Genomic DNA, 25,684 nt, shown 5'->3' with positions numbered 1-25,684 from the left:
GCCGGCGGCCGCGCGCGGCGCGGTCGCGGGTGGAGGAAGGGGGGCTCAGCTCTCGGTGCGCGCGTCGATGGCGGCGTCGCCCGCGAGCCAGGCGTGCGCGTCGGGCACGGGCGCGTCGCTGCGGCGCCCGAGCGAGGCGAAGTCGAACAGCCTGGGGTCGGCGAGCTGCGACGGCCGCACGTCGGCCAGCGCGCGCGCGATCTGCTCCACGCGGCCGGGCGACTCGCGTTCCCACTCGCGCATCATCCTCTGCACCTGCTTGCGCTGCAGGTTCTCCTGCGAGCCGCACAGCGTGCACGGAATGATCGGGAAGCCCTTCCACGCCGCGTAGGCCGCGATGTCGTCCTCGCGCACGTAGGCCAGCGGGCGGATGACCGTGTTGCGGCCGTCGTCGGAGCGGAGCTTGGGCGGCATGCCCGACAGCTTGGCGTGGTGGAAGAGGTTCATCAGGAAGGTCGCCACCATGTCGTCGCGGTGGTGGCCGAGCGCGATCTTGGTGAAGCCCTGCTCCTCCGCGTGCGTGTACAGCGCGCCGCGGCGCAGGCGCGAGCACAGCGAGCACATGGTCTTGCCCTCGGGAATCACGCGCTTCACCACCGAGTAGGTGTCCTGCTCGAGGATGGTCCAGGGCACGCCCAGCGACTCGAGGTACTGCGGCAGCACGTGCTCCGGGAAGCCCGGCTGCTTCTGGTCGAGGTTGACCGCCACCAGCTCGAAGGACACCGGCGCCTTCCTCTGCAGCTGCAGGAGGATGTCCAGCATCGTGTAGCTGTCCTTGCCGCCGGACAGGCACACCATGACCTTGTCGCCCTCCTCGATCATCGCGTAGTCGGCGATGGCCTGGCCGACCTGGCGGCGCAGGCGCTTGGCGAGCTTGTTGTTCTCGTGCGTGCGGCGCGGATCGGGCACGCGTTCGGCGACTGCGGACATGGCGGTCGGACGGCTGGAAGGCGGCCGCATAGTGTACCGGCCCCGCGGCCCCGGCCCGCCCTGCCGGCGCGCGCCGGTTGGGCTAAGCTCGGGTGCATGCTGCGTCCACCGGACCCTGCCGACGTCGCGCGCAGGCTGACCGAGCTCCGGCTCGAGCACCGCGACCTCGATGCCGCCATCGCCCGCATGGCGGAGGCGCGCGACGCCGACCAGATCGCCCTGCGCCGGCTGAAGAAGCGCAAGCTGCTGCTCAGGGACTGCATCGCGCGTCTGGAGAGCCAGCTGATCCCCGATCTCGACGCATAGGCCCGCCTGCCGCCGCCGCGCGGGCGCCCGCCCACCTGCTAGGATGCGCGCCCTGGAGCCGCGAGAAGGGAGCAGGGTGACGTGAAGCAGTAAGGCACTGGATCCGCCGAACGGGACCGCCTGCGGTCCGCATCGTCCGCCTGCCTTGCGAGCCTTCCATGTCCGCCGCCTCCCTGCCCGGGCTCGTCGCCCGTGGTCTCGCTGCCGTCCTCGCCGACGGCCGCCGTCTCTACCGCAACGCCGATCTCGACCTGCCCGCGGGCGTCTCCGCCCTGGTGGGTCGCAACGGCATCGGCAAGTCCACCCTGCTGCGCCAGCTCGCCGGCCGCGTCGCCCCCGCCGCGGGCGAGGTGCTGCGGGCCGGGCGCATCCACCTGCTCAAGCAGGACGCGGCCGCGCGCGCCGGTGGCCGCGTCGCCGACGTGCTGGGCGTGGGCGATGCGCTGGACGCGCTGGCGCGGCTCGAGGCGGGCAGCGGCACGCCCGAGGACCTTGCCTGCCTCGACGACCGCTGGGACCTGCGCCTGCGGGTCGCCGGGGCGCTGGATGCAGCCGGTCTCGGGCACCTGGACCCCGCCCAGGCGGTGGCGGCCCTCTCCGGCGGTGAGCGGCAAGGCCTCTGCCTGCTCGCGGCGCTGCGGTCCGACGCCGACGTGCTGCTGCTCGACGAGCCGACCAACCACCTGGACGCCGCGGCCTCCGCGCGCTGGTACGCGCTGTTCGCGGCGCGGCCCGGTGCCTGCCTGGTCGCCACCCACGATCCGGCCTGGCTGCGCCGCCTGGATCGCGTCCACGAGCTGACGCCCGAGGGCATCGTCCGCAGCGACGGCGGCCTCGAGGGCTGGCGAGCGCAGCGCAGCGCGCGCCTGGCCGCGCAGGCGGACGCGCTGGAGGCCGCGCACCGCGCGCGGGCCCAGGCGCGCCGGGAGGTGGCGCGCGAGCGGGAGCGTCTGGATCGCCGACGCGCCCGCGGCGACCGCGCGGGACGCGAGAGCAACCAGGCGCGCATCCTGCTCGACGCCTCCAGGGACGCCGCCGAGCGCAGCCAGTCGAAAGCGCGCAGTGCGCTGTCGGAGACGTTGGCGGCCGCCGATGCGGGCGTGCGTGAGGCCTTCGCCATGAGCGAGCCGCTGGCTGCGCCGAGCTTCGTCGATGCGCCGGTGGCGCTGCCGGACGCGGCGCGCGTGCTGAGCCTGGAGGCAGTGCATCCCATCGCCTCGCATCCGTCGCGTGCGCTGACCCTGCATCTGGGCGGCCCCGTCCGCGTCGGGCTGGAAGGCCCCAACGGCAGCGGCAAGTCCAGCCTGCTGCGCGCGATCGCCGGCCGTGGCGCAGTGGCGGCCGGCAGGCTGCACGCCCACGTCCCGGTGCGTCTGCTGGACCAGCATCTCGACCACCTGCCGCTCGACCAGCATGCCCTCGACTGGCTGCAGCGGGAGAGCCCCGGCACGAGCGCCGCGGTGCTGTCGAACCGGCTGGCCCTGCTGGGTCTGCCGGGTCCGCGTGCGCGCCTGCCGGTCGGCGTCCTCTCCGGCGGCGAGCGCATGCGCCTGGCCATCGCGGGCGCCGCCTGGGCGCGGCCGGCGGCGCCCTTCCTGCTGCTCGACGAGCCGGGCAACCACCTCGACCTCGACAGCCGCGAGGCGCTGGTCGCCCTGCTGCGGGCCTGGCCGGGCGCGTTGCTGGTGGTCAGCCACGATCCGGCCCTGCTCGATGCGCTCGCACTCGACCGGCGTCTGCGGCTGGATGCGGCGCGCTTCGAGGAGGCGGTGGCGACGGCGTAGCGGGGCCGCTGTCCGGCGTCCGCCGCCCGCGGCCGACGCGTGCCCGCGGGTCAGGCGGCCGGGCTGGCCTCGGCGCGCGCGGCCTCGGGCGAGATGGTCATGATGGTCGCGCGCAGTTCGCGGCCGAGGATCACCCGCGCGTCCTTCGCCCAGGTGTCCAGGCGCTCGTCGAACACCAGCTTGCCCTCGTCGTTGGCGCGCACCAGGCCCATCCCGCGCAGCCGCTGGATGAAGCCGCGGAACAGCGACTTGTCGAAGAACTCCGGCGCCGCCGGCGCGTAGAGCAGCGACAGGCGCTGCGCGGTGAGCTGGCAGAGCGTCTCCAGCTCGGCCGCGGTGAGCGCGCCGGGGCCGTTCTTCACCAGGATGGCGATGGCGATGTAGTAGCGCTCGAAGGCCTGCTGCAGGCTGTGGGCGATGGCGCGCAGGCGGAAGACCTCGTCGGTCTGCCCCGGCTCGCGGGTCAGCCACTCGCCCTCGCCCTCGGTCGCCGGCATGGCGGTGAGCAGGCCCTCGGCGACGAACACGTCGATGGTGCGCTCCAGCCGCGCGGCGAAGCCGTCCTCGTCCCAGGGCAGGAACAGCTCGCCCTGGATGAAGGGATACAGGGCGCGGCCCAGGCGCAGCACGCCCGCGCGGCTCATGCGCCGGCTGTTCTGGAAGCAGCAGGCGATCCATGCCGCGGCGACGAACAGGTGCAGCACGTTGTTGCGGTAGTAGCTCTGCAGGACCGCGGTCTCGGGCTCGAAGCCGATCACGTCGCCCAGCGGGTGCCGGGTGCGGGTGAGCACGCCGATGCGCTCGCCGTAGTCGATGATCTCCGCCGGCGACAGCGGGGTGACCGTCACCCGCTCCGAGTACGGCACCGCGGCGAGCAGGGTCTTGGCCAGCGCGAGCTGCGCGACGAGGTCGGCCTCGCCCATGGCGCGCCGCGGCGTGGCGAGCAGGGCCAGGGCGAGCAGGTTGACCGGGTTCACGTCGGCCGCGCTGTTGATGTTGACCACGATGCGCTCGGCGATCTCGTCCACCGCACCGCCCAGCCATTCGGGCTTGGCGTCGGGGTCGGCGTCCTTCCAGCCCGGCGCGTGGCGCGCGAGCACCTCGTCGAGATGGATCGGCTCGCCGAAGGACAGCGCGACCTTGCCGTAGCGCCTGCGCAGGATGCCGGCCACGCCCTTGAGCAGGGCCCAGACGGTCTCCTTCTGCTTCGGGCGGCCGGTGAGCTCGTCGAGGTAGCTCTCGCCCTCCATCACCTTCTCGTAGCCGATGTAGACCGGCACGAACACCACCGGGCGCCGCGGCGCGCGCAGGAAGGCGCGCACCGTCATCGACACCATGCCGCCCTTGGGCGCGAGCATGCGGCCGGTGCGCGAGCGGCCGCCCTCGACGAAGTACTCGATCGAGAAGCCCTCGCCGATCAGTTGCGCGACGTACTCGCTCAGCACCGTCGAGTACAGCGCGTTGCCGCGGATCGAGCGGCGGATGAAGAAGGCGCCGCCGCGGCGCAGCAGCGAGCCGATCACCGGCATGTTGAGGTTGACGCCGGCGACGATGTGCGGCGGCACCACGCCGCGGCCGTAGAGGATGTAGGAGAGCAGCAGGTAGTCGATGTGGCTGCGGTGCGAGGGCGTGTAGACCACCTCGTGCCCGGGCGCGACCTCCTTCAGGGTCTCCATGTGGCGCACGGTGACGCCGTCGTACATGCGGTTCCAGAACGGCGTCAGCAGGAACGACAGCGAGCGCACCACCGGATGCGAATAGTCGGCCGCGATCTCCCAGGCGAAGGCGTGCGCCTTCTTCCATGCCTCCTCGCGGGTGGTGTTGTCGCGGCGGGCCTGGTCGTCGATGGCGCGCCGCACCGGCTCGCTGTCGAGGATGCGGTCGATGAACAGGCGGCGGTGCGACAGGTCGGGGCCGATCACCGCGGCGCGGATGCGCCGGAAGTGCGCGCGCAGCACGCGGCCGAGCTTGCGCACCGAGCGCTCCGGCGGCAGCCCCTCGGCGAGGATGTCGCGCACCGGGAAGGCCGGCGAGAACTGCACGATGGTGTTGCGGCCGTTGAGCAGGATCGCCAGCAGGCGGCGGAAGCGGCCGACGATGGCCCAGTTCTCCGAGAACAGCACCTGGAACCAGCCGGTCTGCCGGTCGGGCGCGCGGCCGACGAAGATCGACACCGGCACCAGCTGCACGTCGAGGTCGGGGTGCGCGAGGTGGCAGTCCAGCAGGCGCGCCAGCCCTTCCTGCTGGGTGCGCGGCACCGGTCGGCCCGAGACGGGGCGTCGGCGCTGCGACATCACCACGTAGCTGCGCCGGCGGCCCACCGCCTCGTGCGGCAGCGGCGACAGCGGCGAAGGCAGGCCCGCCTCGCGGCAGGCGCGTTCGAGGATCAGCGCGTTGGACAGGCCGTGATGTTCCACCACGTAGCAGACCGGGCGCGCCGGATCGAGCAGCGCGGCCGGCTGCGCCGGCTCGCGCTTGAGCGCGATCCACGGTTCGAGCAGCTGCCCCAGGAAGCGCCGCCACAGCGACGGACGCGGCGGCGGCGCGACGTAGGGCGGGCGCGCCGGGACCAGCGCGGTGCCGGCGGGCGCGTCGAGGGGCAGGCGCGGCTGTTCCATGCCGGGAGCCGGATCGCGTGGGGTGGGGTCGATCATGCCTTCGTTCAGCCCTTGGCGGGCGCCGGCGCGGCGGCGCGCACCGTGCCGGAGCCGGCTTCGGGGGCATCCGGCGTCTCGGTCGGGATGGTGTCGGGTGCGTCGGCGTCGAGCGGCTCGGCGAGGCGGCGCTCGGCGCTCTCGATGGCGTCGGCGCTGTACCAGAGGCCGTCGTGCTGGACCATCGGCATGTCGAACTGCAGCGGCCGCCCGGCGAGGGTGTAGTTCACCCGCACCAGCGCGGTGTCGTCCTCCTGCGCGACGATCTCGGTCTCCATGCCGTCGAGGCTGGCGTCCAGGTCGAGGCCGTACAGCGCGACGACCCGGAAGGCGCCGTCCAAGAGCACGCCGCCGCGGGCCAGGGCGGCATCGAAATCGAGCGCCATGACATCGTCGGCGGTGGGAAGGTCGAGCGCACGGGCGGTCTCGACCGTCACCGCCACGGCGTCCCGTGCGCGCTCGCGGTCGGTCAGCGGCGCCTCCATGGCCCAGCCGGACAGCGCGCCGACGATGCCGCTGGCGTGCCGCTTCTGCGCCTCGCTCAGGGTCTCGCTGCGGTTGATGGCGACGTTGGCCAGGCCGGTGAGCATGCCCATGGCGATGGGCGCCTGGGCGGCGAACTCCCGCTCCCACTGCGCCAGCTGCGGCTCCAGCTCCGCGTACAGCGCGTCCTCGGCGCCGGGCGCGGTGAGGCGTTCCATCTGTGCGGCGAACTCGGCCTGGTCCTCCGCGCTGGGCGCGGGCTTGGCCGCCTGTTCGGCGTTCCAGCGCTCGGCCACCTGCGCGCGCAGCGCGGGGGGCAGGGCGAGCTGCGAGAAGCCCTGCAGGTCGCGCGCCTGCAGGCGCGCGGCCAGCGCGTGGACCGCGGCATCGGGCGTGGCCGCGACCGGCGGCGGGCCGGCCTGGTCGTCGTCGCGCCGGCAGCCGGCCAGCGCGACGAGCGCGAGCAGGAGGCCGGTCAGGGCAAGGTGCGGAACGCGCATGCGTCTGCTCCGGAAGAATCGGCCCGACAATCTAGCAGTTCGCCCACGTCGCCCGCCTGACTGGACGTCGCGCACAAGAACGGGAGGCCCGAGGGCCTCCCGTCAAAATCCGGCCATGCCGGAGGACTCGCTCGTGTTGTGGAGACACGGCCATCGCGGCATGGCACCGCGCTGGCGTCGCGCAAGGTACTTGCGTCCGACTATGAAGTCAACGCATCAGGTTGTTGACGTAAGTGACTGATGCTGCTTGTCAGCCTTCCGAGAACTGCAGCGCGGCGCGCTTGGCCGCACGACGTGCCTCGCGCGGCTGGCGCCAGTCGTTGCCGAACAGGGCTGGCTCCCAGCTGCCGTAGGTGGGGCCGGGCAGGGCCCACCAGCGGCTGCCGATCCAGTCGGCGTGCGCCTCCAGCAGCGCCGCGCGGGCGGCGGGCGTGTTGGCGTCGATCGTCGCGAAGTCGCCGAGCTGGTCGCCGATCTGCATCAGCACGCGGTAGTCGCGCGAGACCGCCTGGCGGCGGCAGCCCTTCTCCGAGCCGTGCTGCTCGCAGCCTTCGATGTGGCGGCCGAGGCCGTAGAACACCCGCTCCGGCTCGCCGACCGGGAAGCCGAGGGCGCGAAGGTTGGCGAGGGTCGCCGCCTCCAGGTGGGCGGCCCGGTTGGAGACGTAGATGACCTCGATGCCCCGGGCGGCGGCGGCGCGGGTGAAGGCCAGCGCGCCCGGGACCGCGCCGGCGGCCTCCTCGCGGACCCAGGCGTCCCAGCTCGCCTCGTCGTACTCGCCGCCGTCGCGCACCAGGCGGGCCTGGTAGGGGGAGTTGTCGAGCACCGTCTCGTCGATGTCGAGCACGACCGCGGGCGCGAGCCCCCGGGCGGGGACGAGGCGGTCCTCGGGCAGCAGCGCGTCCCAGTCGGGGTCGGCCAGCGCCGCGTCCAGCAGCGCGGCGGCGCTGCGGTAGGTCTGCATCGCCAGCATCCGGTACTCGGCGCTGGTCTGGACCCAGGCGACCGCGTTGAGGTTGTCGTCCGCGGCGGCCGCCGTGGCGGGTGGGGCGGCGGACTGCGGTGCCGTGGCGCAGCCGGCCAGGGCGAGCGCGAGGACGAGGGCGGGGAGACGGACGATCGACATGGACGATGCGGTACGGCGGATGGAGGCGGCAGTCTACCCGGACCGTCCGCGCGTCCCCGAGCGTGCCTCGCGCCGCCTGTCGCGAGACGCCCTCAGCGCGGCGCCACGTAGCCGCCCGGAACGCCACGCGGCGAGAGCACGAGCTGCCAGAGCTGGATGCGCCGCGCCCGGAACGCCGCGATGCAGCTCGACAGGTAGTAGCGCCACAGGCGCCGGAAGCGCGCGTCGTAGCGGGGCAGGCGGTCCCAGGCCGCCTCCACGTTGCTGCGCCAGGCCTGCAGCGTGCGTTCGTAGTCGGCGCCGAAGTTGTGCCAGTCCTCGACCACGTAGCGGCCCTCCACCGTGCGCGCGATCTGCGCGGCGGACGGCAGCATGGAGTTGGGAAAGATGTAGCGCGCGATCCAGGGGTCGGTGTGGCGGGTCGAACGCTCGCCGCCGATGGTGTGCAGCAGGAACAGCCCGTCGTCGGCGAGGCAGCGCCGCGCCACGTCGAAGAAGGTCGCGTAGTTGCGCACGCCGACGTGCTCGAACATGCCGATGGAGAAGATCGCATCGAAGCGCTCGTCGAGGTCGCGGTAGTCGGCCAGGCGGATCTCCACCGGCAGGCCCGCGCAGAGCGTGCGCGCGTAGTCCGCCTGCTCGCGCGAGATGGTGACGCCGACGCCCTCGACGCCGTAGCGTTCGGTCGCGAACTTCAGCGCCTCGCCCCACCCGCAGCCGATGTCGAGCACGCGCATGCCGGGCGCGAGGCCGAGCTTGCGGCACACCAGGTCGAGCTTGGCCTCCTGCGCCGCGTCGAGGTCGTCGGCGTCGCGCCAGTAGCCGCAGCTGTAGACCAGGCGCCGGCCCAGCATCGCGGTGTAGAGGTCGTTGCCGAGGTCGTAGTGCCGCTCGCCGACCACGCGGCTGCGGCGCCGGGTCTGCAGATTCACCAGCCGCGCGACGAGGCCGTCCAGGATCGCGCCGGCGCCGTGCACCCGCTCGTCCAGGCGCGCGTCCAGCAGGCGGAAGACCAGCCCGTCGAGCGAGGCCGCGTCCCACCAGCCGTCGACGTAGCTCTCGCCCAGGCCCAGCGAGCCCTGCGCCAGCAGGCGCCGATACAGGCGGCCGTCGTGGACCTGCATGTCCCAGGCACGGTCGCCGTCGAGGCGCACGTCGGCCGTCTCCAGCAGCGTGGCGACGCGACGACGGAAGCGGCCGTTGCGGCCGGCGGACGGGGTGGACATCACGATGCTCCGCAGCGCGATGCCGGGGAATCTAGCGCCGAAGCCGGGCGTCGTCGTCGTCGCGCCGTGAAGGCCGGCCCGTTCAGTCCTCGTCGAACAGCGCCGCGATGGCCGAGAGCTGGGCGCGGCTGCGCTCGCGGCGGTGCTGGGCGTCGCGTTCGGGGTCGTCGCCGTCTCGGAACAGGTCGGCGCGCGGCAGCTCGTCGAGGAAGCGGCTCGGGGTCAGCCTGACGACCTCGCCCCACTTCTTCGCCTTCGCGGAGTAGGACAGCCACAGCGCCTTCTTGGCGCGGGTGATGCCGACGTAGAACAGGCGGCGCTCCTCGTCGAGCCGGGCCTCCTCGATGCTGGCCTCGTGCGGCAGCACGCCGTCCTCGACGCCGACGATGAACACCGCCTCGAACTCCAGCCCCTTGGCGGCGTGCAGGCTCATCAGCCGCACCTGGTTGCCGGGCTCGCCGCGGTCGGCGTGGGTGAGCAGGGCCAGCTGCGCCGCCAGCTCGCCCGGCCCGGGCCTGCTCTTCATGCCGGGCGCGGCCTCGAACCAGCTCGCGAGGTCGTCGAGGTTGGCCTTGCGGCGCTGGAACAGCGCCTCGTCCTTGCAGCTCGCCCGGAGCGCGCCGAGCATGCCGGAGCGCTCGATCAGGCTGCGGCACAGCTCCGCCGGCGTCAGCCGCTCGGCCTCCGCGCGCAGCGTGCGCAGGATGGAGGCGAAGGCATCCAGTCCGGCGGCGGCGCGCGGCGTCAGCTGCTTGAGCAGCGAGATGGACTCGCAGGCGCGCGACATGGGCATGTGCGCGTTGCGCGCCAGCTCCGCCAGCTTCGCGAGCGAGGCCGAGCCGACCTCGCGCTTGGGCGCGGCGATGGCGCGCAGGAAGGCGGAGTCGTCGTCCGGATTGGCGAGCACGCGCAGCCAGGCCAGGGCGTCCTTGACCTCGCCGCGGTCGAGGAAGGCGGTGCCGCCGGAGAGGTGGTAGGGCACGCGCAGCCGCTGCAGCGCCTTCTCCAGCTCGCGCGACTGGAAGTTGCTGCGGAACAGGATGGCGAAGTCGCTCCACTGCAGCTTCTCCGACTCCTGCCGGAAGCTGATCTCGGCCGCCACGCGCTCGGCCTCGTGCTCGGCGTCGCGGCAGGGCCACACCCGGATCGGCGCGCCGTCGGGATGCGTGGACCACAGCTGCTTGAGGTGCTCGTGCGGGTTGTTGGCGATCAGCGTGTTGGCCGCGCGCAGGATGCGCGCCGAGCAGCGGTAGTTCTGCTCCAGCTTGATCACCTTGAGGTTCGGGTAGTCCGCCCCGAGCCTCAGCAGGTTCTCCGGATCGGCGCCGCGCCAGGCGTAGATCGACTGGTCGTCGTCGCCCACGCAGGTGAACATGCCCTTCGGGCCGGCGAGCTGCTTCAGCAGCCGGTACTGCGCGCCGTTGGTGTCCTGGCACTCGTCCACGAGCAGGTAGCGCAGGCGCTCGCGCCAGGCCGCGGCGAGTTCGGGGTCGGCCTCCAGCAGGCGCACCGGCAGGCGGATGAGGTCGTCGAAGTCGACCGCGTTGAACGCCGCCAGCCGCTGCTGGTAGAGGTCGTAGACCGTCGCCGCCTCCACCTCGCGCGGCGAGCGCGCCGCGGCCATCGCCTCCCCGGGCGTCAGCGCCTCGTTCTTGGCCCTGGACACCAGCTGGCGGAGGGCTTCCACCACGTCGGGCTTCACGCCCTTGGGCGCGAGGTCCTTGATCACGCCCAGCTGGTCGTCGGAATCGAAGATCGAGAACCCGCGCCGCAGGCCGGCCTTCGCGTGCTCGATCTGCAGGAAGCGCAGGCCGAGCGCGTGGAAGGTGCAGACCGTCAGGCCGTCCGCGCGGTCGCCGGGCAGGCGCTTGGCGACGCGCTCCTTCATCTCGCGCGCCGACTTGTTGGTGAAGGTGATCGCGGCGATGTGCCGCGCCTGCAGCCGGCCGGTATCGACCAGGTGCGCGATCTTCTCCGTGATCACCCGCGTCTTGCCGCTGCCTGCGCCCGCGAGGACGAGGAGGGGACCGTCGACGTAGTCCACGGCGGCGCGCTGCTGGGGGTTGAGGGACATGGTGCGGGCGGGACGGAAGAGCGGGCGGCATTGTCGCAGCCGGCCGGGGCAGCGTCAGCCGGCGGGACTGGATTCCCCCCGTCCGGGCCGCGATGATCGGCCGTGGACGGGACGCCGAGGGGGAAGCATGAAGCGGATCGCAGCGCTGCTGGCAGGGGCGTGGCTGGCGGCAGGCGCCGTCGCCGGAGAACCCGGGGAACGGCGCCGCGGGCCGGATCCCGAGGTCATGGGCAGTGCGGGCTTCCTGGACGCGCATCCGGACATGAAGTGGCGCGCGCACGGGGTCGAACAGTGGCGGAAGGGCGCCCCCGAGCGCGCGCTCGAGTACTTCCGCAGGGGCGCGCGCCATGCCGACAAGCCCTCGCAGGCCATGCTCGCCGAGATGTACTGGACGGGGCAGGGCGTCGAGCGGGATCGCGCCCTCGGCTACGTCTGGATGGACCTGGCCGCGGAACGGCACTACCGCACCTTCCTGCTCAAGCGCGAGCAGTACTGGGCGGCGCTGTCGGACGAGGAGCGCGCCCGCGCGATCGAGGTGGGCGGCGACATGTACGAGGTCTACGGCGACGTCGTGGCCAAGCCGCGGCTGGAGCGGGTGCTGCGCCGTGCGCGGCAGCGGATGACCGGATCGCGCACCGGCTTCGGCGGCAATGCGCTCAAGGTCGAGATTCCCGGGCCCGACGGCCGCATGCGCCAGATCGACGGCAGCCGCTTCTACGACCCCGAGTTCTGGGAGCCGGAGCGCTACTGGGCCTGGCAGGACGAGGTCTGGGACGCACCGCCGCGCGGCAGCGTCGAGGTCGGCGAGCTGGAGATCCTGCGGACGCCGGACGCCCCCTCGGGAGACTAGGGAGACGGCGCGCGGAGGCGCGGCACGCTCTACACTCCGTGGATGGCGAAACTCTATTTCTACTACTCGGCGATGAACGCCGGGAAGACCACCACGCTCCTGCAGAGCGCGCACAACTACCGCGAGCGCGGGATGCGCACGCTGATCCTCACCCCGCGCCTCGACGACCGCCACGGCACGGGCGTCGTCGCCTCCCGCATCGGGCTGCGCGCCGACGGGCACGTGTTCACGGCGCAGGACGATCTCCTCGCCGTGGTGCGCGCCGACGTCGCGGCGAACGGGCCGCTGCACTGCGTGCTGGTCGACGAGGCGCAGTTCCTCGGCCGCGACCAGGTCTGGCAGCTCTCCGACGTGGTCGACCTGCTGCGCATCCCGGTGCTCTGCTACGGCCTGCGCACCGACTTCCGCGGCGAACTCTTCGAGGGCAGCCGCCACCTCCTGGCCTGGGCCGACGAGCTGACCGAGATCAAGACCATCTGCCACAGCGGCAAGAAGGCGACGATGGTCGTGCGGGTGGACGCCGACGGCCACGTCGTCACCGACGGCCCGCAGGTGCAGATCGGCGGCAACGAGCGCTACGTCTCGGTCAGCCGCGCGGAGTTCAAGCGCGTGATGGGCGGCGAGGCCCGGGTGGCGCCGATGGCCACGGAGAAGCGGGAGCGGGAAACCGGGAACGGGTAATCCCCTGACGCCCGCGCCCCGTGCCCTGAGCCCGGGCTCCGACCCCGCCTCACCGCCTCACCGCTGACACCGCCCGCACCACACGCTCGCGCGCTGGCCGATGGTGGCCTCGCGCAGGCGGGCGCCGCAGGTGCGGCAGGGTTCGCCGCCGCGTCCGTAGACCCACAGCTCCTGTTCGAAGTAGCCGGGCGCGCCGTCGGGGCTGAGGAAGTCGCGCAGGGTGGTGCCGCCGCGGGCGATGGCACGGGCCAGGATCGCCTTCACCGCCTCCGCGAGGCGCCCGTAGCGGGCCGGCGACACGCTGCCGGCCGCGCGCAGCGGGGAGATGCCGGCGTGGAACAGGCTCTCCGCGGCGTAGATGTTGCCGACGCCGACGACCACCGCCTGGTCCATGAGGAAGGCCTTGACCGGCGCGCTGCGCCCCCGCGAGCGCAGGAACAGGTGGCGGCCGTCGAAGGCGTCCGACAGCGGCTCCGGTCCGAGCTCCCGCAGCAGTGGATGGGTGTCGCCGGCCGGCTGCCAGAGCAGGCAGCCGAAGCGGCGGGGATCGGTGAAGCGCAGCACCCGGCCGCTGTCGAGCCTCAGGTCCACGTGATCGTGCGGGCCGGGCGGCGTCTCCGGCGGCAGCACCCGGAGCATGCCGGACATGCCCAGGTGCAGCAGGGCGCTGCCCGGTGCCGTGTCGACGAGCAGGTACTTGGCGCGGCGGCGCACGTCCAGGATGCGCTGGCCGGGCAGCGTCTCCGCCACCTCGGCGGGGATCGGCCAGCGCAGGTCCGGACGCCGCAGCGTGACGCCGGTCACGCTGCGGCCCAGGAGATGGGGCGCCAGGCCGGCGCGCGTGGTTTCGACTTCGGGAAGCTCGGGCACGGGTGGATCTCGGGCGGATGCCGTCCGCAGATGGGCGCGGCGCCGGCCGGCAACAAGGCACCGGCTTGAGGTTGCTGAATCCCGACGGCTCCATACGCCTTCGCAGGGATGGCCCGGGCAGGAGCGAGCGGCCATCATGGGGCATCCGTCCGGAGTACCCACGCGCATGTCTTCCGCTTTCTACGACTGGCTGACCGGTGGCCTGACCGGCTTCGGCTGGGTCGGCATCCTCGTCACCTTCCTGGTCTTCGTGCAGCTGACCATCTTCTCGGTCACGCTCTACCTGCACCGCAGCCAGGCGCATCGTGCCGTGGACTTCCATCCGGCGCTGGCGCACTTCTTCCGCTTCTGGACGTGGCTCACCACCTCGATGATCACGAAGGAGTGGGCGGCGATCCACCGCAAGCACCACGCCAAGTGCGAGACGGAGGAGGATCCCCACAGCCCGCACGTGCTGGGCATCAAGCGCGTGTTCTGGAGGGGCGCCGAGCTCTACCGCGACGCGCGCGCCAGCCGCGAGGACATGGAGAAGTACGGCAAGGGCTGCCCGGACGACTGGATCGAGCGCAACCTCTACGCCAAGCATGCCAACTGGGGCCCGACCCTCATGCTGCTCATCGACGTCGCGCTGTTCGGCGTGGTCGGCGTCGCGGTGTGGGCGGTGCAGATGATCTGGATCCCGTTCTGGGCGGCGGGCGTGGTCAACGGCCTCGGCCACTGGTGGGGCTACCGCAACTTCGAGACCGCCGACAAGGCCACCAACCTCACGCCCTGGGGCTTCTGGATCGGCGGCGAGGAGCTGCACAACAACCACCACACCTTCCCCAGCTCGGCGAAGTTCGCCCTGCGCAAGTGGGAGTTCGACATCGGCTGGGTGGTGATCCAGGGGCTGGAGAAGCTCGGCCTCGCCAAGGTGCTGCGCGTGGCGCCGTCCATCGACGTCCGCCCGAACATCGCCATGCCCGACGCGGAGACCCTCCGGGCGCTGCTCTCGCATCGCTTCCAGGCGATGACCGACTACTACCGCACCGTGCTCAAGCCCGCGCTGCGCGAGGAGGCCCGCGACGCCGGCGACAGCCTGAAGTCCGTGCCGCGGCGCATCCGCCGCGCCCTCGCCAGCGACGGCCGCTGGCTGGACGCCGCCGGCCGCGAGCGCCTGCAGGCCTGGGTGCAGACGCGGCCGCGCCTGGCGGTGCTGGTCGAGCACCGGGCGCGCCTGGCGGCGCTGCTGGAAGCGCGCCAGCACGACGCCACCGCCTCGCTGCAGGCGCTGCAGGAGTGGTGCCGCGAGGCCGAGGCCAGCGGCATCCGCGCGCTGCAGGAGTTCTCGGAGCGGCTCAAGGGCTACACCCTGGCGCCTGCGCGCGGCGCCACCGCCTGAGCCCGGCGGGCGCTTCCGACGACGCATGCGTCGCCTTGCCCTCGCCGAATCCCCGCTGACCACGAGGCCGCCTCCGGGCGGCCTCGTCCGTGCCGCGGACTTGATTCGGGCGATTCCGGCGCGCACCCTCTGACAATGCACTCGAACCGCCGCCAAGACGCGCCCGGCGCACGCAATGCGGACATCGTCCGGCCGTCCGAGGACGGCACGAACGCCTTCGAGTTCCAGATCGAGGCGCCGCCGGAGCGGGTCTTCGCCGCGATCGGCGACATCAAGCGCTGGCGCGACTGGGTCCCCGACATCCACAACATCGAGTGGCTGAGCCGCGGGATGCTCGGCGTCGGCAGCCGCTGGCTGGTCCGCCGCCAGCTCGACGGCGACGTGGTGGAGCAGGCCTTCGAGGTCAGCGAATGGGAGCCCGGGCGCGAGCTGGGCCTCAACATGATCGGCCGCCGGGGCGAGGGAATCGCCCGGCGCTACACCCTGCGCCTGCTGCGCGGCAGCGCCAAGGACACCACGCGCGTGCGCGTCGAGCTGGCCTGCGAGGACGAGCCCTTCCCCTGCCCGCCGGTGCTGTCGTCCAGTCCCGAGCGGCACCGCATGCTGATCACCAGCCTCGAGGCGCTCAAGCGCCACGTCGAGGCGGGCTGAGTGCGGCGGAGCGCGGGACTGTTGCTGGCGCTGCCCCTGGCCGTCGTCGCCCAGGCGCCGGCCGACGACCTCCCGCGCACGCCCGCCGAGTACCTGGCCCGGATGGACACCGACGGCGACGGCCTGATCTCCCTGCGCGAATACCTCGACCACGGCCTGCGGGCCTTCGACGCCATGGACCGCGACGGCGACGGCATCCTCGCGGGCGCCGAGCTGCCCTTCGCCGAGGCCGCGCCCGTCTCGCGCGTGCAGCGCGAGCGCGCGCTGGCGCGCATGTTCGCGCGCATGGATCGCGACGGGGACGGGATGCTGACGCTGCAGGAGCTGACCGCGCCGCCGCGGTGAGGCGCGGGCAAGGCGCTGGACCCCTCGTTTCCCACGCCTCCCGGCTCACTGCTCCGCTTCGTCGCTCCCGGGCTTCAGCCCCGCAGCACGCGGCCGTGCCGGCGCATTTCCGCCAGCACGTCGCCGAAGGTGTCCAGGCCGCGGCCGCGCAGGATCGCCGCAAGCCTCAGGAAGGCTTCCGCGGTGGCGACGGCGTCGCCCATGGCGGTGTGGCGCGCGCCCTCCGGGATGACGACGCCCAGCCGCCGCGCGAGCGCGTCGAGCGAGTGGTCCTCGCGCTGGCCGAACACGGCGGCCGAGAGCAGCACCGTGTCCAGCACCGGATGATCGAAGCGCGCGCCGATGGCGGCCTCGGTGCGGCGCAGGAACTCCATGTCGAACGGCGCGTTGTGGGCCACCAGGACGGCGCCGTCGGCGAAGCGGTGGAAGCGCGCCGCCGCCTCCGCGACCGGCGGAGCGCCCGCGACCATGGCGTCGGTGATGCCGTGCACCGCGGTGGAGCCGGCCGGGATCGGGCGGCAGGGATCCACCAGGGTCTCGAAGGTCTCGCCCTCGACCACGCGGCCGTTGACCACGCGCACCGCCGCGATCTGGACGATGGCGTCGGCCGACGGTGCCAGGCCCGTGGTCTCGGTGTCGAAGACCACGCAGGTCAGGGCCTCGAGCCGGGTGGCGGCGAGCGCCGGCGCGTAGGGGCGGGCCAGCAGGTCGAAGTCGTAGGCCAGGGCGCCGCCGGCCGTCGCCGGAAGGAGTGCGGGCCCGGCGCTGTCGTCGCGCCCGGCATCGAGGAGGACGAGCGCGTAGGGCGGTGCCGACGCGGCGCCGTCCCACTCCGACTCGCGCAGCAGGCGCATGCGCGCGGCGAGATGGCGGCCGCTCCCGGTGGCGGTGCACCGGAAGCCGCAGGCGGCCTCGGGATCCGCCGCGGCCAGCAGCTGCCGGTAGGCGGCCGCCAGCGGGCCTTCCTCCAGGGTGTCCAGCAGGCTGCGGTCGAGCCCGGGCGCGGGGACGGCGCCCAGCAGGGCCAGCGCCCGGGCGTTGTAGAGCACGAGCCGGTGCTCGGCCGTGCAGACCAGCACGGCGACCGGAAGGTCGGCGAGCAGGGCGTCCAGCCGGGCCTTCTCGACCGAGAGGCGCGCCGTCTCGCGCGCCGTGGCCTGGGCCAGCGCACTCCGGGTGATCGCGAGGCCCTGCGCGACTTCCGCCGCCGCCGGCGCGAGGTCGCCCAGGTAGCGGGCGGCCTCGGCGTCCAGCTCGGCGTCCTCCGCGGCGTGCGCACGGGCGCGCAGGCCGTGGGCCAGCGTCTCCACCGCACGGGCGACGTGGGCGTCGAACAGCAGCCAGACCCAGGTCACCAGCACCAGGACGAGCACGCCCGCGAGGAGGGCCGCCTGGACGAGTGCGGGGAGGGCGTCGCCCGCCTCCGTGCGCCCGGCGGCGAACCAGGCGCCCGTCGCGATGGCCGCGGCGCTGCCCAGCCCGAGCAGGGCGAAGAACAGGAAGACACGGAGGCGCAGCCCCACGCGATTCATCCCCGGCAGACGGCGCGGAGCAGCGGGTCGTCCGCGGCCAGCGGCAGCCAGCGGGCGCGTTCCAGCGCGCCGTCCTCGCCGAACACCACCTGGTCCACCAGGTCGGCGCGGCGCTGCCCGGCGCAGTCCACCACCACGCCGAACTGGCGCGACGGCTCCCAGCGGCCGGCCAGCAGCACGCTGGTCAGCACCTGGTCCGGCAGCGCAGGATTGCGCCGCTCGAAGCGGTGGTCGACCGCGATCAGCCGGTTCACCTGCGGGACCACGAAGGTCCACGGGCGGTACCAGACGCGCTGGCGGTTGGTGGAGACCACCTCCACCTCCTGCGGGAAGCCGTCGGTCACGCGGTCGAGCCAGGAGTATTCGAGCCAGATCGCCATCGCCAGCATGCCGACGCCGGCGGAGGCCGGGAAGATCCACCCGGGCAGGCGCTTCCCGACCACGAGGTTGAGCGTCAGGGCGATGCCGGCGAGCGCGAAGCCGGCGGCGACGATGGCGATGAACTCGAGCAGCATCTGGATTCCTGGTGTGGGTGGTCGGAAGGCGGGTGGTGGAGGCGCTAGGTGAACGCGTTGCGGCCATGCCCGATGGCGGACTGCATGCCGCGCACGACGACGAAGGCGTCGCGCAGGTGGCCGCGCTCGAAGTCGGAGAGGTCGGCGGGCGCGAGGTAATTGTCGGGAGGGCGACCGGCCCGCACCAGCCGCGCCTGGTGCTCCAGTCGCAGGGTCGCGATGAGGTCGTAGGCCTCGACCAGGTCGCGCGCACCCGAGGCGCTGATCGTGCCGGCGGCGCCCGCGGCCTCCAGCCGCGCGCGCGTGTTGACCGCCGGGATGCGCGCCTGCAGCGCGTAGAGCCGGGCGAGGTCGACCACCGGCACCACGCCGCCGTGCTTCATGTCCACGCGCTTGCGGTGGGCGCCGGAGCGGATGGTGGACAGCCCGCGCAGGATGCCCAGCGGCGGCGCGTGGCGCAGCGCGTTGGCGATCATGTGTGCGACGAACATCGGCCGCGCCGCGGCAATCGCCAGCGTCTCCGCCTGCACGCCCTCGAACAGCGCCGCGGTGCCGGCGATCGGGCGCAGGTCGAACATCACGCTCGCCAGCATCTGCGCTTCCGGGTTGGGCGTGGCGATCCAGTCGCTGAAGTAGCGCCGCCAGGTGCGCACCGGGCGGCACCAGCGCGGGTTCATCGCCATCATGCCGCCGGGGCAGTGCACGTAGCCGGCCTCGTGCAGTCCGTCGCAGACGCTGCGCGCGAACCGCTCGAAGTAGGCCATGTCCGCCTCGCCGGCGCTGTCGTCCACGAACAGGCAATTGTCCTGGTCGGTGATGCCGGTCTGCTCCTGCCGGCCCTGCGAGCCGCAGGCCAGCCACACGTAGGGCACCGGTGCCGGCCCGAGCGCTGCCTCGGCCAGGGCGATCAGCCGTCGCGTGGCCGCATCGGCGACGTCGGTGACCAGGCGGGTGACCGTCGTGTGCGGCGTTCCCGCCTCGACGAGCTGCATCAGCAGCGCCGGCACCCGCGCGGTGACCGCGGCCATGGCCGCGCTATCGCGGCAGGCGTTCACCTGCGCGACGAGCCCCGCGGCCAGCAGCGCCTGGTAGCGGGTGAGGTCGGTCTGGGTGATCACGCCGACGAGCCGCCCGTCCTCGACCACGGGCAGGTGGCCGATGCGCGCCTCGAGCATGGTGCGCAGGATGTCCGAGCCCAGCGCCGAGGGAGGGAGTGCGCGCGGGTCGGGCGTCATCACCTCGTGGGCCGGCGTCGCCGGGTCGCGCCGGTCCGCCAGCACGCGCCGCGCGAGGTCGCCGCCGGTGACGATGCCCACCGGCTGCCGCGCGGGATCGACCACTACGACGCAGGAGATGTCGTGCGTGCGCATCAGGCGCGCGACGTCGTCCGCGGGCAGGTCGGGCGGGCAGGTGACCGGCACGCGCAGCATCAGGTCGCGCGCACGCACGGTCGCCAGGCCGGTGGAGCGCGTGAGCCGCGCGCCGCTCCGCGCGAAATGGCCGGCGACGGCGGGATGCCTGGCCATCAGGCGGGCGAACGCGTCCGCCGGCACCTGCAGCAGCACCGCGGGCGTCCGCGTGCGTGCCGTGGTCGCGGCGACGCCGTCGCGCAGCAGGCCGCGCTCGCCGAAGCAGTCGCCCGCACCGAGCTCCGAGACCAGCCCGCCGTCGGCGTCGCGGATCTCGACCTCGCCGCATTCAAGTACGTACAGGTGCGCGATCGGCGCACCGGCGCTGTAGATCGTGCTGCCGGCCTCGTGGACGCTGCGCTCGCAGCGTTGCGCGAGCGCCTCGAGCTCGGGCGGCGGCAGGCGGTCGAACGGCGGCACCGCGCGCAGGAAAGCGAGGGTGTCCTCGGACGTCGCGTGCATGCCGGCCCTCCCTCTGCTGGGTTCCGATACGACATGGCCCGCCCCCGTGAGGGGGCGGGCCACGATCATCTCACCACACGGCCGGGATCAGTGGTGGTTCACCGCCGCCGTCGCGCCGCGCGGCACCCGGATGCCTTCCACCAGCTCGCGGATGTGGTCCGGAGCGGGGCGGGTCAGCTTCAGGGTGATGTAGGCGGCGACGAAGTTCAGGATCGCGCCCACCGCGCCGAAGGACAGCGGCGAGATGCCGAACAGCCAGTTGTCCGGCGTGTTCTCGAGCATGTTGGTGCCCGGAATGAAGAACCAGCCGAGGTAGGTGAAGATGTACAGCACGGTCGAGCCGAGGCCGACCAGCATGCCCACGATCGCGCCGGACGAGTTCATCCGCGTCGAGAAGATGCCCATCATGATCGCGGGGAACAGCGAGGACGCGGCCAGGCCGAAGGCCAGCGCCACCGTCTGCGCCGCGAATCCGGGTGGATTCAGTCCCAGATAGGTGGCGACGATGATGGCGACCGCCATCGAGACGCGCGCCCACATCAGCTCCCCCTTCTCCGAGATGTCGGGTTTGAAGGTCGATTTGACGAGGTCGTGGCTGATGGCCGAGGAGATCGCCAGCAGCAGGCCCGCCGCCGTCGACAGCGCCGCGGCCAGGCCGCCCGCCGCGATCAGGCCGATCACCCAGCCGGGAAGCTGCGCGATCTCCGGGTTGGCCAGCACCAGGATGTCCTGGTTGAAGGTCACCATCTCGTTGCCCTGCCAGCCGCGCGCCGCGGCTTCCTCGGCGAAGGCCTCGTTGCCCGCGTTGTAGTACTGGATGCGGCCGTCGCCGTTGAGGTCCTCGAACCTCAGCAGGCCGGTCTGCTCCCAGTTGCGCATCCAGTCCGGACGCGCCTCGTAGGCGATCGGCTCGGCCGAGGTGCCCTCCGGGTAGATCGTGGTGATGATGTTCAGGCGCGCCATCGAGCCCACCGCCGGGGCGACGGTGTAGAGCAGCGCGATGAACACCAGCGCCCAGCCGGCGGAGCGGCGTGCGTCGGCCACCTTGGGCACGGTGAAGAAGCGGATGATGACGTGCGGCAGGCCCGCGGTGCCGATCATCAGCGACAGCGTGAACAGCACCATGTTGAGCGTGGAGCCGTGGTGCCCGGTGTAGTCCTGGAAGCCGAGTTCGACCAGCACCTGGTCGAGGCGCGCCAGCAGCGGAACGCCGGACTCGGTGTGGGTGGAGAACAGGCCGAGCTGCGGCACCGGGTTGTTGGTGAGCTGCAGCGAGATGAACACCGCCGGGATGGTGTAGGCGATGATCAGCACGATGTACTGCGCGAGCTGGGTGTAGGTGATGCCCTTCATGCCGCCGAGCACCGCGTACACGAACACCACCGCCGAGGCGATCAGCAAGCCGGTGGTGGCGTCGACCTCCAGGAAGCGCGAGAACGCCACGCCGGCGCCGGTCATCTGCCCGATCACGTAGGTGATCGACATGATGAGCAGCGCCGCCACCGCGACCAGGCGCGCGCCGCGGCTGTAGAAGCGGTCGCCGATGAAGTCCGGCACCGTGTAGCGCCCGAACTTGCGCAGGTAGGGCGCCAGCAGCAGCGCCAGCAGCACGAAGCCGCCGGTCCAGCCCATGAGGTAGGTGGAGTTGCCGTAGCCCACGAAGGCGATCAGGCCCGCCATCGAGATGAACGAGGCCGCCGACATCCAGTCGGCCGCCGTCGCCGCGCCGTTGACGATCGGGTGCACGCCGCGGCCGGCCGCGTAGAACTCGGAGGTGGAACCGGCCCGGGCCCACACGGCGATGCCGATGTAGAGCAGGAACGAGCCGATCACGAAGATGAGGTTGATGGTGAACTGGTCCATGGTCGTCGGCCCCTTACTGCTCGTCCACGCCGTACTCGCGATCGAGCCGGTTCATGTACCAGGTGTAGAAGAAGATCAGCGCGATGAAGACCAGGATCGATCCCTGCTGCGCGAACCAGAAGCCGAGGTCGGTGCCGCCGACGGGGATGCCCGCCAGCAGCGGCCGCAGCACGATGCCGAAGCCGAAGGACACCAGGGCCCAGATGCTCATGCAGATGAAGATGATCCTGAGGTTCGCCTTCCAGTAGTTGCTTGCCGTCTTGTCGAGTGTCATGTCGTTCCCCGTGCTCGATTCCCGTCGTTGAGAGGGGCGCCGCCGGCATGCCGCGGCGCCGCTTGAGGGTGCTGGGTACTGCGGAAGGGGCCGGCGCCCGCCGGCTCCTCCGGTGTCGCGACGGCCGCGGCGCATGACGCGCCGCCGCGGCCGGTGGCGGTCAGAAGCTGTACTTCACGTGCGTGTGCAGGCGGCGCAGGCGGCCCTCGCGGTCGTCCTCGAGCGAGCGCGTGCCGTAGATCAGCTCCGCGCCGATGTCGAGCTTCGGGAACGGCGAGTAGATGAGGTTGGCGTGCCAGGACTGCGAGCGCTCGGTGACGCCCCAGCCGACGACCGCGGGGTCGTTGTCGAAGTGCGCGGCCGAGTACATCAGGTTGCTGCGCAGCTGCGGGCTGAAGGCATGGCGCCAGGAGACGAAGGCGCCGTAGCCGTCGACCGCGCTGAGGCTGCCGTCCACGTCCTGCACCACGTCCGGGCCGAGGCCGAAGGCGAGGTAGCGGCCGATGCCGCTGCCGGCGTTGACGGCGTAGCGGATGTCGTCGTTCGCGCCGAGGTTGAAGCGTCCCGAGACGCTGAGCGCGCCGCCGGTGTCGGTCTCGCCCAGGTACTTGAACTGGCGCAGCAGGCCGGCGACGGTGAAGTGGCCCCAGTCGCCGCGGGTGATCCAGCGCGCGGTGAGGTCGGGATAGGTGTTGTCGCCGGTGTTGACGCGCGCGGCGGCCGTGAGCGCGTAGGGCGCGGCCGGCTGCACCGTCGTCTCCGGGTTCTCCAGCGAGATCGACCACGGGCCGTTGGTGTAGCGGATCTGCGCCTGGCGCACGAACACGGTGCCGTCGGTGGTGCCGACGAAGTCCACCGCGTCGGGCAGCGCCGCGGCATCGAGGAAGTTGGACCAGGTCTGGCCGGCCAGCCAGTTGTTCCAGGTGACGTAGGCGTGGCGCAGGGTCACCGCGTAGGTGTTGGTCGCGACCTCGTTGCCGGCCAGGGCGAGGTTGCCGCCGCCGAAGAAGTCGGCCTCGATCATCGCCTTGAAGGTGTCGCCGCCGTCGGTGACGTGGTCCGCGCTCAGCCAGAAGCGCGAGAACTGGGCGTGGAAGTCGGCATAGGAATCGCCGCCGTCGGCACCCGGGCCGCCGACCGGGATCGCGCCGGGGAGATAGAACAGGCGCCCCGCGGAGCCGTCGGCGATGCGGCCGTCGCTGGTGTCGGTGAACATGCCGTCCATCTTGATGAAGCCGCCGTAGGAGAACCTCGTCCCCGGGTTGGCGGCGGTCATGATGGTGGTGTTCTGGATCGGCTGCGCGCCGGCCGGCGGCGGGGCCGCTGCGGGCGCAGGAGCCGGCGCGGGCGCCGCGGCAGGGGCCGCCGCGCGCTCCGCGACGAGCTGCTCGACCATCTGCTCGAGCTGGGCGATGCGGGCCTCGAGCTCGCGTTCCTTCGCGGTCTGCGCGGACGCGACCCCCGGGACCGCGAGCGCGAGCGTCAGCGCGACGGCCAGGGACCGGACGCGCGGATGCGGACGTGTGGTGACGGATGACATGGGAACGCTCCCCTCCTCAGGTGACGCCGGTGTGGATGAATAGTTGGCAACGTGGGCGGCGCCGGCCGAGCTTGCGCGCAGCCCGCAACGGCTTCCATTCGCCATTGGTCGAAGTGCCACTTCGACGAAAGTCGAAATCGCGCGGCCTCCACGGGCCCGGATGAGCGTGCACACTCCCGAACCTGCCGCCGGCGCGATGTCCGCAGCCGGCCCGAGCCAGCAGGAGCCGCCATGCCCGAGACCTATCCGCCCTCCGCCGACTTCGCCGCCGCCGCCCGTCTGCGCGCCGACGACTACGCGCGCCGGTACGCCGAATCGGTGCGCGATCCCGCCGCGTTCTGGGGCGAGGTCGCCGGGCGCCTGGACTGGTTCAAGGCGCCCACGCAGATCAAGGACGTCAGCTACGCACTGGAGGACTTCCGCATCCGCTGGTATGCCGACGGCGAGCTCAACGCCAGCGTCAACTGCCTCGATCGCCATCTCGAGGCGCGCGGCGACAAGACCGCGCTGATCTGGGAGGCGGACGATCCCGAGGTGCCCGCGCGCCACATCAGCTACCGCGAGCTGCACGCCGAGGTGTGCAGGCTCGCCAACGCGCTGGAGAACCTCGGCGTGGTCAAGGGCGACCGCGTCACCCTCTACCTGCCGATGATCCCCGAGGCCGCCTACGCGATGCTCGCCTGCGCGCGCATCGGCGCGGTGCATTCGGTGGTGTTCGGCGGCTTCTCCCCGGATTCCATCGCCGGGCGCATCGCCGACTGCGGCAGCAAGCTGGTCATCACCGCCGACGAGGGCGTGCGCGGCGGCAAGACGATCCCGCTCAAGAAGAACGTCGACGAGGCGCTCAAGCGGCCCGGCACCAACAGCGTCGAGACCGTCCTGGTGGTCAGGCGCACCGGCGGCGCGGTGGACATGCAGATGCCGCGCGACCGCTGGTACGACGCCGTCGTCGGCGAGCAGCCGGCCACGCATGCGCCGGCGCGCATGAACGCCGAGGACCCGCTGTTCATCCTCTACACCTCCGGCTCGACCGGGAAGCCCAAGGGCGTGCTGCACACCACCGGCGGCTACCTGGTGTACGCCAGCTACACCCACGAGCAGGTGTTCGACCTCAAGGAGGACGACGTCTACTGGTGCACGGCCGACGTCGGCTGGGTCACCGGCCACAGCTACCTCGTGTACGGCCCGCTCGCCAACGGCGCCACGTCGCTGATGTTCGAGGGCGTGCCGAACTACCCGGACGTCTCGCGCTTCTGGCAGGTCATCGACAAGCACAGGGTGACGGTCTTCTACACCGCGCCCACCGCCATCCGCGCGCTCATGCGCGAGGGCGACGCGCCGGTGAAGTCCACCTCGCGCGCCAGCCTGCGCGTGCTCGGCTCGGTCGGCGAGCCGATCAACCCCGAGGCCTGGCGCTGGTACCACGAGGTCGTCGGCGACAGCCGCTGCCCCATCGTCGACACCTGGTGGCAGACCGAGACCGGCGGCATCCTCATCGCCCCGCTGCCGGGCGCCACGACGCTCAAGCCGGGCTCGGCGACGCTGCCCTTCTTCGGCATCGAGCCGGCCCTGGTCGACGCCAACGGGCAGGAGCTCGACGGCGCCACCGAGGGCAACCTCGTCATCAAGGACTCCTGGCCGGGGCAGATGCGCACCGTCTACGGCGACCACCAGCGCTTCATCGACACCTACTTCAAGACCTATCCCGGCCGCTACTTCACCGGCGACGGCTGCCGGCGCGACGAGGACGGCTACTACTGGATCACCGGCCGCGTGGACGACGTCATCAACGTCTCCGGCCACCGCATCGGCACCGCCGAGGTCGAGAGCGCCCTGGTCGCGCACGCCAAGGTCGCCGAGGCCGCGGTGGTGGGCTTCCCGCACGACATCAAGGGGCAGGGCATCTACGCCTACGTGACCCTCAACGCCGGGGAGCAGCCGAGCGAGGAACTGCGCAAGGAACTGGTCGCCTGGGTGCGCAAGGAGATCGGGCCGATCGCCTCGCCCGACCACCTGCAGTGGGCGCCCGGCCTGCCCAAGACCCGCTCGGGCAAGATCATGCGCCGCATCCTGCGCAAGATCGCCGAGAACCAGCCGGACCAGCTCGGCGACACCTCGACGCTCGCCGATCCGTCGGTGGTGCAGTCCCTGCTGGACGAGCGCAAGGTCAAGTAAAGTCGAAGGCGCGTGCGGCACCGCCGCACGCGCTCCTTCGTCCTCCCCATGGC

Annotated in this window: 21 protein-coding genes; 8 read left to right on the top strand and 13 right to left on the bottom strand. The window is 72.5% G+C overall.

Features of this window, described 5'->3' with window-relative positions; translation table 11 throughout:
* Positions 1 to 45: 45 nt before the first annotated feature.
* Entirely contained in the window at positions 46 to 930 is an 885-nt protein-coding gene (ttcA, locus tag ACFO3Q_RS10975; protein WP_377004728.1) for a tRNA 2-thiocytidine(32) synthetase TtcA, read from the bottom strand.
* Between the two features lie 96 nt (positions 931 to 1,026).
* Here ttcA and ACFO3Q_RS10970 point away from each other — a divergent pair, with 96 nt between their 5' ends.
* A complete protein-coding gene (locus ACFO3Q_RS10970; RefSeq protein ID WP_377004727.1) occupies positions 1,027 to 1,236 on the top strand; it encodes a YdcH family protein in 210 nt (69 codons plus the stop codon).
* Between the two features lie 158 nt (positions 1,237 to 1,394).
* Positions 1,395 to 3,020, top strand: a complete 1,626-nt coding sequence (locus ACFO3Q_RS10965) for an ATP-binding cassette domain-containing protein (protein ID WP_377004725.1) — start codon at positions 1,395 to 1,397, stop codon at positions 3,018 to 3,020.
* Between the two features lie 50 nt (positions 3,021 to 3,070).
* On the opposite strand, the gene plsB is transcribed toward ACFO3Q_RS10965, so the two are convergent.
* The 5 genes from plsB to ACFO3Q_RS10940 form a co-directional block, all read right to left on the bottom strand.
* On the bottom strand, positions 3,071 to 5,674 hold the full coding sequence (gene plsB / locus ACFO3Q_RS10960; protein WP_377004724.1) for a glycerol-3-phosphate 1-O-acyltransferase PlsB: 2,604 nt from the start codon (positions 5,672 to 5,674) through the stop codon (positions 3,071 to 3,073).
* 8 nt (positions 5,675 to 5,682) lie between these two features.
* Positions 5,683 to 6,657 carry a hypothetical protein gene (locus ACFO3Q_RS10955; RefSeq protein WP_377004722.1) on the bottom strand — a complete coding sequence of 325 codons (975 nt, stop codon included), beginning with the start codon at positions 6,655 to 6,657 and terminating at the stop codon, positions 5,683 to 5,685.
* Between the two features lie 250 nt (positions 6,658 to 6,907).
* Entirely contained in the window at positions 6,908 to 7,783 is an 876-nt protein-coding gene (locus tag ACFO3Q_RS10950; protein ID WP_377004720.1) for a 5'-nucleotidase, lipoprotein e(P4) family, read from the bottom strand.
* Between the two features lie 92 nt (positions 7,784 to 7,875).
* The gene (gene cfa, locus ACFO3Q_RS10945) at positions 7,876 to 9,009 is read right to left on the bottom strand and encodes a cyclopropane fatty acyl phospholipid synthase (RefSeq protein ID WP_377004719.1); all 1,134 of its coding nucleotides are present in this window, start codon (positions 9,007 to 9,009) and stop codon (positions 7,876 to 7,878) included.
* Positions 9,010 to 9,091: 82 nt separating this feature from the next.
* Positions 9,092 to 11,083, bottom strand: a complete 1,992-nt coding sequence (locus tag ACFO3Q_RS10940) for a UvrD-helicase domain-containing protein (protein WP_377004718.1) — start codon at positions 11,081 to 11,083, stop codon at positions 9,092 to 9,094.
* Between the two features lie 127 nt (positions 11,084 to 11,210).
* On the opposite strand from ACFO3Q_RS10940, the gene ACFO3Q_RS10935 reads away from it, so the two are divergent.
* Both ACFO3Q_RS10935 and ACFO3Q_RS10930 read left to right on the top strand, forming a co-directional pair.
* Entirely contained in the window at positions 11,211 to 11,933 is a 723-nt protein-coding gene (locus ACFO3Q_RS10935) for an SEL1-like repeat protein (protein WP_377004717.1), read from the top strand.
* A gap of 42 nt (positions 11,934 to 11,975) precedes the next feature.
* Positions 11,976 to 12,614, top strand: a complete 639-nt coding sequence (locus ACFO3Q_RS10930) for a thymidine kinase (protein ID WP_377004716.1) — start codon at positions 11,976 to 11,978, stop codon at positions 12,612 to 12,614.
* A gap of 57 nt (positions 12,615 to 12,671) precedes the next feature.
* Here the strand turns inward: ACFO3Q_RS10930 and mutM are convergent, their stop codons facing one another.
* The gene (gene mutM, locus ACFO3Q_RS10925) at positions 12,672 to 13,484 is read right to left on the bottom strand and encodes a bifunctional DNA-formamidopyrimidine glycosylase/DNA-(apurinic or apyrimidinic site) lyase (protein WP_377004715.1); all 813 of its coding nucleotides are present in this window, start codon (positions 13,482 to 13,484) and stop codon (positions 12,672 to 12,674) included.
* Positions 13,485 to 13,650: 166 nt separating this feature from the next.
* Between mutM and ACFO3Q_RS10920 the strand changes: the two genes are divergently transcribed.
* The 3 genes from ACFO3Q_RS10920 to ACFO3Q_RS10910 all read left to right on the top strand — a co-directional run bounded on the left by ACFO3Q_RS10920 (position 13,651) and on the right by ACFO3Q_RS10910 (position 15,861).
* Positions 13,651 to 14,865 carry a DesA family fatty acid desaturase gene (locus tag ACFO3Q_RS10920; RefSeq protein WP_465251331.1) on the top strand — a complete coding sequence of 405 codons (1,215 nt, stop codon included), beginning with the start codon at positions 13,651 to 13,653 and terminating at the stop codon, positions 14,863 to 14,865.
* Between the two features lie 135 nt (positions 14,866 to 15,000).
* Positions 15,001 to 15,516 carry an SRPBCC family protein gene (locus ACFO3Q_RS10915; RefSeq protein ID WP_377004713.1) on the top strand — a complete coding sequence of 172 codons (516 nt, stop codon included), beginning with the start codon at positions 15,001 to 15,003 and terminating at the stop codon, positions 15,514 to 15,516.
* 21 nt (positions 15,517 to 15,537) lie between these two features.
* Positions 15,538 to 15,861, top strand: a complete 324-nt coding sequence (locus tag ACFO3Q_RS10910; protein ID WP_377004712.1) for an EF-hand domain-containing protein — start codon at positions 15,538 to 15,540, stop codon at positions 15,859 to 15,861.
* A gap of 74 nt (positions 15,862 to 15,935) precedes the next feature.
* Here ACFO3Q_RS10910 and ACFO3Q_RS10905 read toward each other — a convergent pair whose 3' ends face one another.
* The 6 genes from ACFO3Q_RS10905 to ACFO3Q_RS10880 form a co-directional block, all read right to left on the bottom strand.
* Positions 15,936 to 17,384, bottom strand: a complete 1,449-nt coding sequence (locus ACFO3Q_RS10905; protein ID WP_377004711.1) for a 3'-5' exonuclease — start codon at positions 17,382 to 17,384, stop codon at positions 15,936 to 15,938.
* A gap of 5 nt (positions 17,385 to 17,389) precedes the next feature.
* Positions 17,390 to 17,908, bottom strand: a complete 519-nt coding sequence (locus tag ACFO3Q_RS10900; RefSeq protein WP_377004710.1) for a hypothetical protein — start codon at positions 17,906 to 17,908, stop codon at positions 17,390 to 17,392.
* Between the two features lie 44 nt (positions 17,909 to 17,952).
* On the bottom strand, positions 17,953 to 19,779 hold the full coding sequence (locus ACFO3Q_RS10895) for a putative nucleotidyltransferase substrate binding domain-containing protein (RefSeq protein WP_377004709.1): 1,827 nt from the start codon (positions 19,777 to 19,779) through the stop codon (positions 17,953 to 17,955).
* Positions 19,780 to 19,866: 87 nt separating this feature from the next.
* Positions 19,867 to 21,642 carry a sodium:solute symporter family protein gene (locus ACFO3Q_RS10890; RefSeq protein WP_377004708.1) on the bottom strand — a complete coding sequence of 592 codons (1,776 nt, stop codon included), beginning with the start codon at positions 21,640 to 21,642 and terminating at the stop codon, positions 19,867 to 19,869.
* Positions 21,643 to 21,655: 13 nt separating this feature from the next.
* A complete protein-coding gene (locus ACFO3Q_RS10885) occupies positions 21,656 to 21,916 on the bottom strand; it encodes a DUF4212 domain-containing protein (protein ID WP_377004707.1) in 261 nt (86 codons plus the stop codon).
* A 160-nt stretch (positions 21,917 to 22,076) separates the two neighbouring features.
* Entirely contained in the window at positions 22,077 to 23,456 is a 1,380-nt protein-coding gene (locus tag ACFO3Q_RS10880; RefSeq protein WP_377004706.1) for a DcaP family trimeric outer membrane transporter, read from the bottom strand.
* Between the two features lie 231 nt (positions 23,457 to 23,687).
* Here ACFO3Q_RS10880 and acs point away from each other — a divergent pair, with 231 nt between their 5' ends.
* Positions 23,688 to 25,631, top strand: a complete 1,944-nt coding sequence (gene acs / locus ACFO3Q_RS10875; protein ID WP_377004705.1) for an acetate--CoA ligase — start codon at positions 23,688 to 23,690, stop codon at positions 25,629 to 25,631.
* The last annotated feature ends 53 nt before the right edge of the window (positions 25,632 to 25,684 follow it).

Source organism: Coralloluteibacterium thermophilum (genome assembly GCF_042654365.1).
Classification (GTDB): Bacteria; Pseudomonadota; Gammaproteobacteria; order Xanthomonadales; family Xanthomonadaceae; genus Coralloluteibacterium; species Coralloluteibacterium thermophilum.
This window is presented reverse-complemented; position numbering and strand designations above follow the sequence as displayed.

Bases quoted from the DNA above. Each gene is read 5' to 3' on its own strand.
- ttcA (WP_377004728.1), bottom strand. From the start codon at position 930: ATGTCCGCAGTCGCCGAACGCGTGCCCGATCCGCGCCGCACGCACGAG.
- ACFO3Q_RS10970 (WP_377004727.1), top strand. From the start codon at position 1,027: ATGCTGCGTCCACCGGACCCTGCCGACGTCGCGCGCAGGCTGACCGAG.
- ACFO3Q_RS10965 (WP_377004725.1), top strand. From the start codon at position 1,395: ATGTCCGCCGCCTCCCTGCCCGGGCTCGTCGCCCGTGGTCTCGCTGCC.
- plsB (WP_377004724.1), bottom strand. From the start codon at position 5,674: ATGATCGACCCCACCCCACGCGATCCGGCTCCCGGCATGGAACAGCCG.
- ACFO3Q_RS10955 (WP_377004722.1), bottom strand. From the start codon at position 6,657: ATGCGCGTTCCGCACCTTGCCCTGACCGGCCTCCTGCTCGCGCTCGTC.
- ACFO3Q_RS10950 (WP_377004720.1), bottom strand. From the start codon at position 7,783: ATGTCGATCGTCCGTCTCCCCGCCCTCGTCCTCGCGCTCGCCCTGGCC.
- cfa (WP_377004719.1), bottom strand. From the start codon at position 9,009: ATGTCCACCCCGTCCGCCGGCCGCAACGGCCGCTTCCGTCGTCGCGTC.
- ACFO3Q_RS10940 (WP_377004718.1), bottom strand. From the start codon at position 11,083: ATGTCCCTCAACCCCCAGCAGCGCGCCGCCGTGGACTACGTCGACGGT.
- ACFO3Q_RS10935 (WP_377004717.1), top strand. From the start codon at position 11,211: ATGAAGCGGATCGCAGCGCTGCTGGCAGGGGCGTGGCTGGCGGCAGGC.
- ACFO3Q_RS10930 (WP_377004716.1), top strand. From the start codon at position 11,976: ATGGCGAAACTCTATTTCTACTACTCGGCGATGAACGCCGGGAAGACC.
- ACFO3Q_RS10920 (WP_465251331.1), top strand. From the start codon at position 13,651: ATGTCTTCCGCTTTCTACGACTGGCTGACCGGTGGCCTGACCGGCTTC.
- ACFO3Q_RS10915 (WP_377004713.1), top strand. From the start codon at position 15,001: ATGCACTCGAACCGCCGCCAAGACGCGCCCGGCGCACGCAATGCGGAC.
- ACFO3Q_RS10900 (WP_377004710.1), bottom strand. From the start codon at position 17,908: ATGCTGCTCGAGTTCATCGCCATCGTCGCCGCCGGCTTCGCGCTCGCC.
- ACFO3Q_RS10895 (WP_377004709.1), bottom strand. From the start codon at position 19,779: ATGCACGCGACGTCCGAGGACACCCTCGCTTTCCTGCGCGCGGTGCCG.
- ACFO3Q_RS10890 (WP_377004708.1), bottom strand. From the start codon at position 21,642: ATGGACCAGTTCACCATCAACCTCATCTTCGTGATCGGCTCGTTCCTG.
- ACFO3Q_RS10885 (WP_377004707.1), bottom strand. From the start codon at position 21,916: ATGACACTCGACAAGACGGCAAGCAACTACTGGAAGGCGAACCTCAGG.
- ACFO3Q_RS10880 (WP_377004706.1), bottom strand. From the start codon at position 23,456: ATGTCATCCGTCACCACACGTCCGCATCCGCGCGTCCGGTCCCTGGCC.
- acs (WP_377004705.1), top strand. From the start codon at position 23,688: ATGCCCGAGACCTATCCGCCCTCCGCCGACTTCGCCGCCGCCGCCCGT.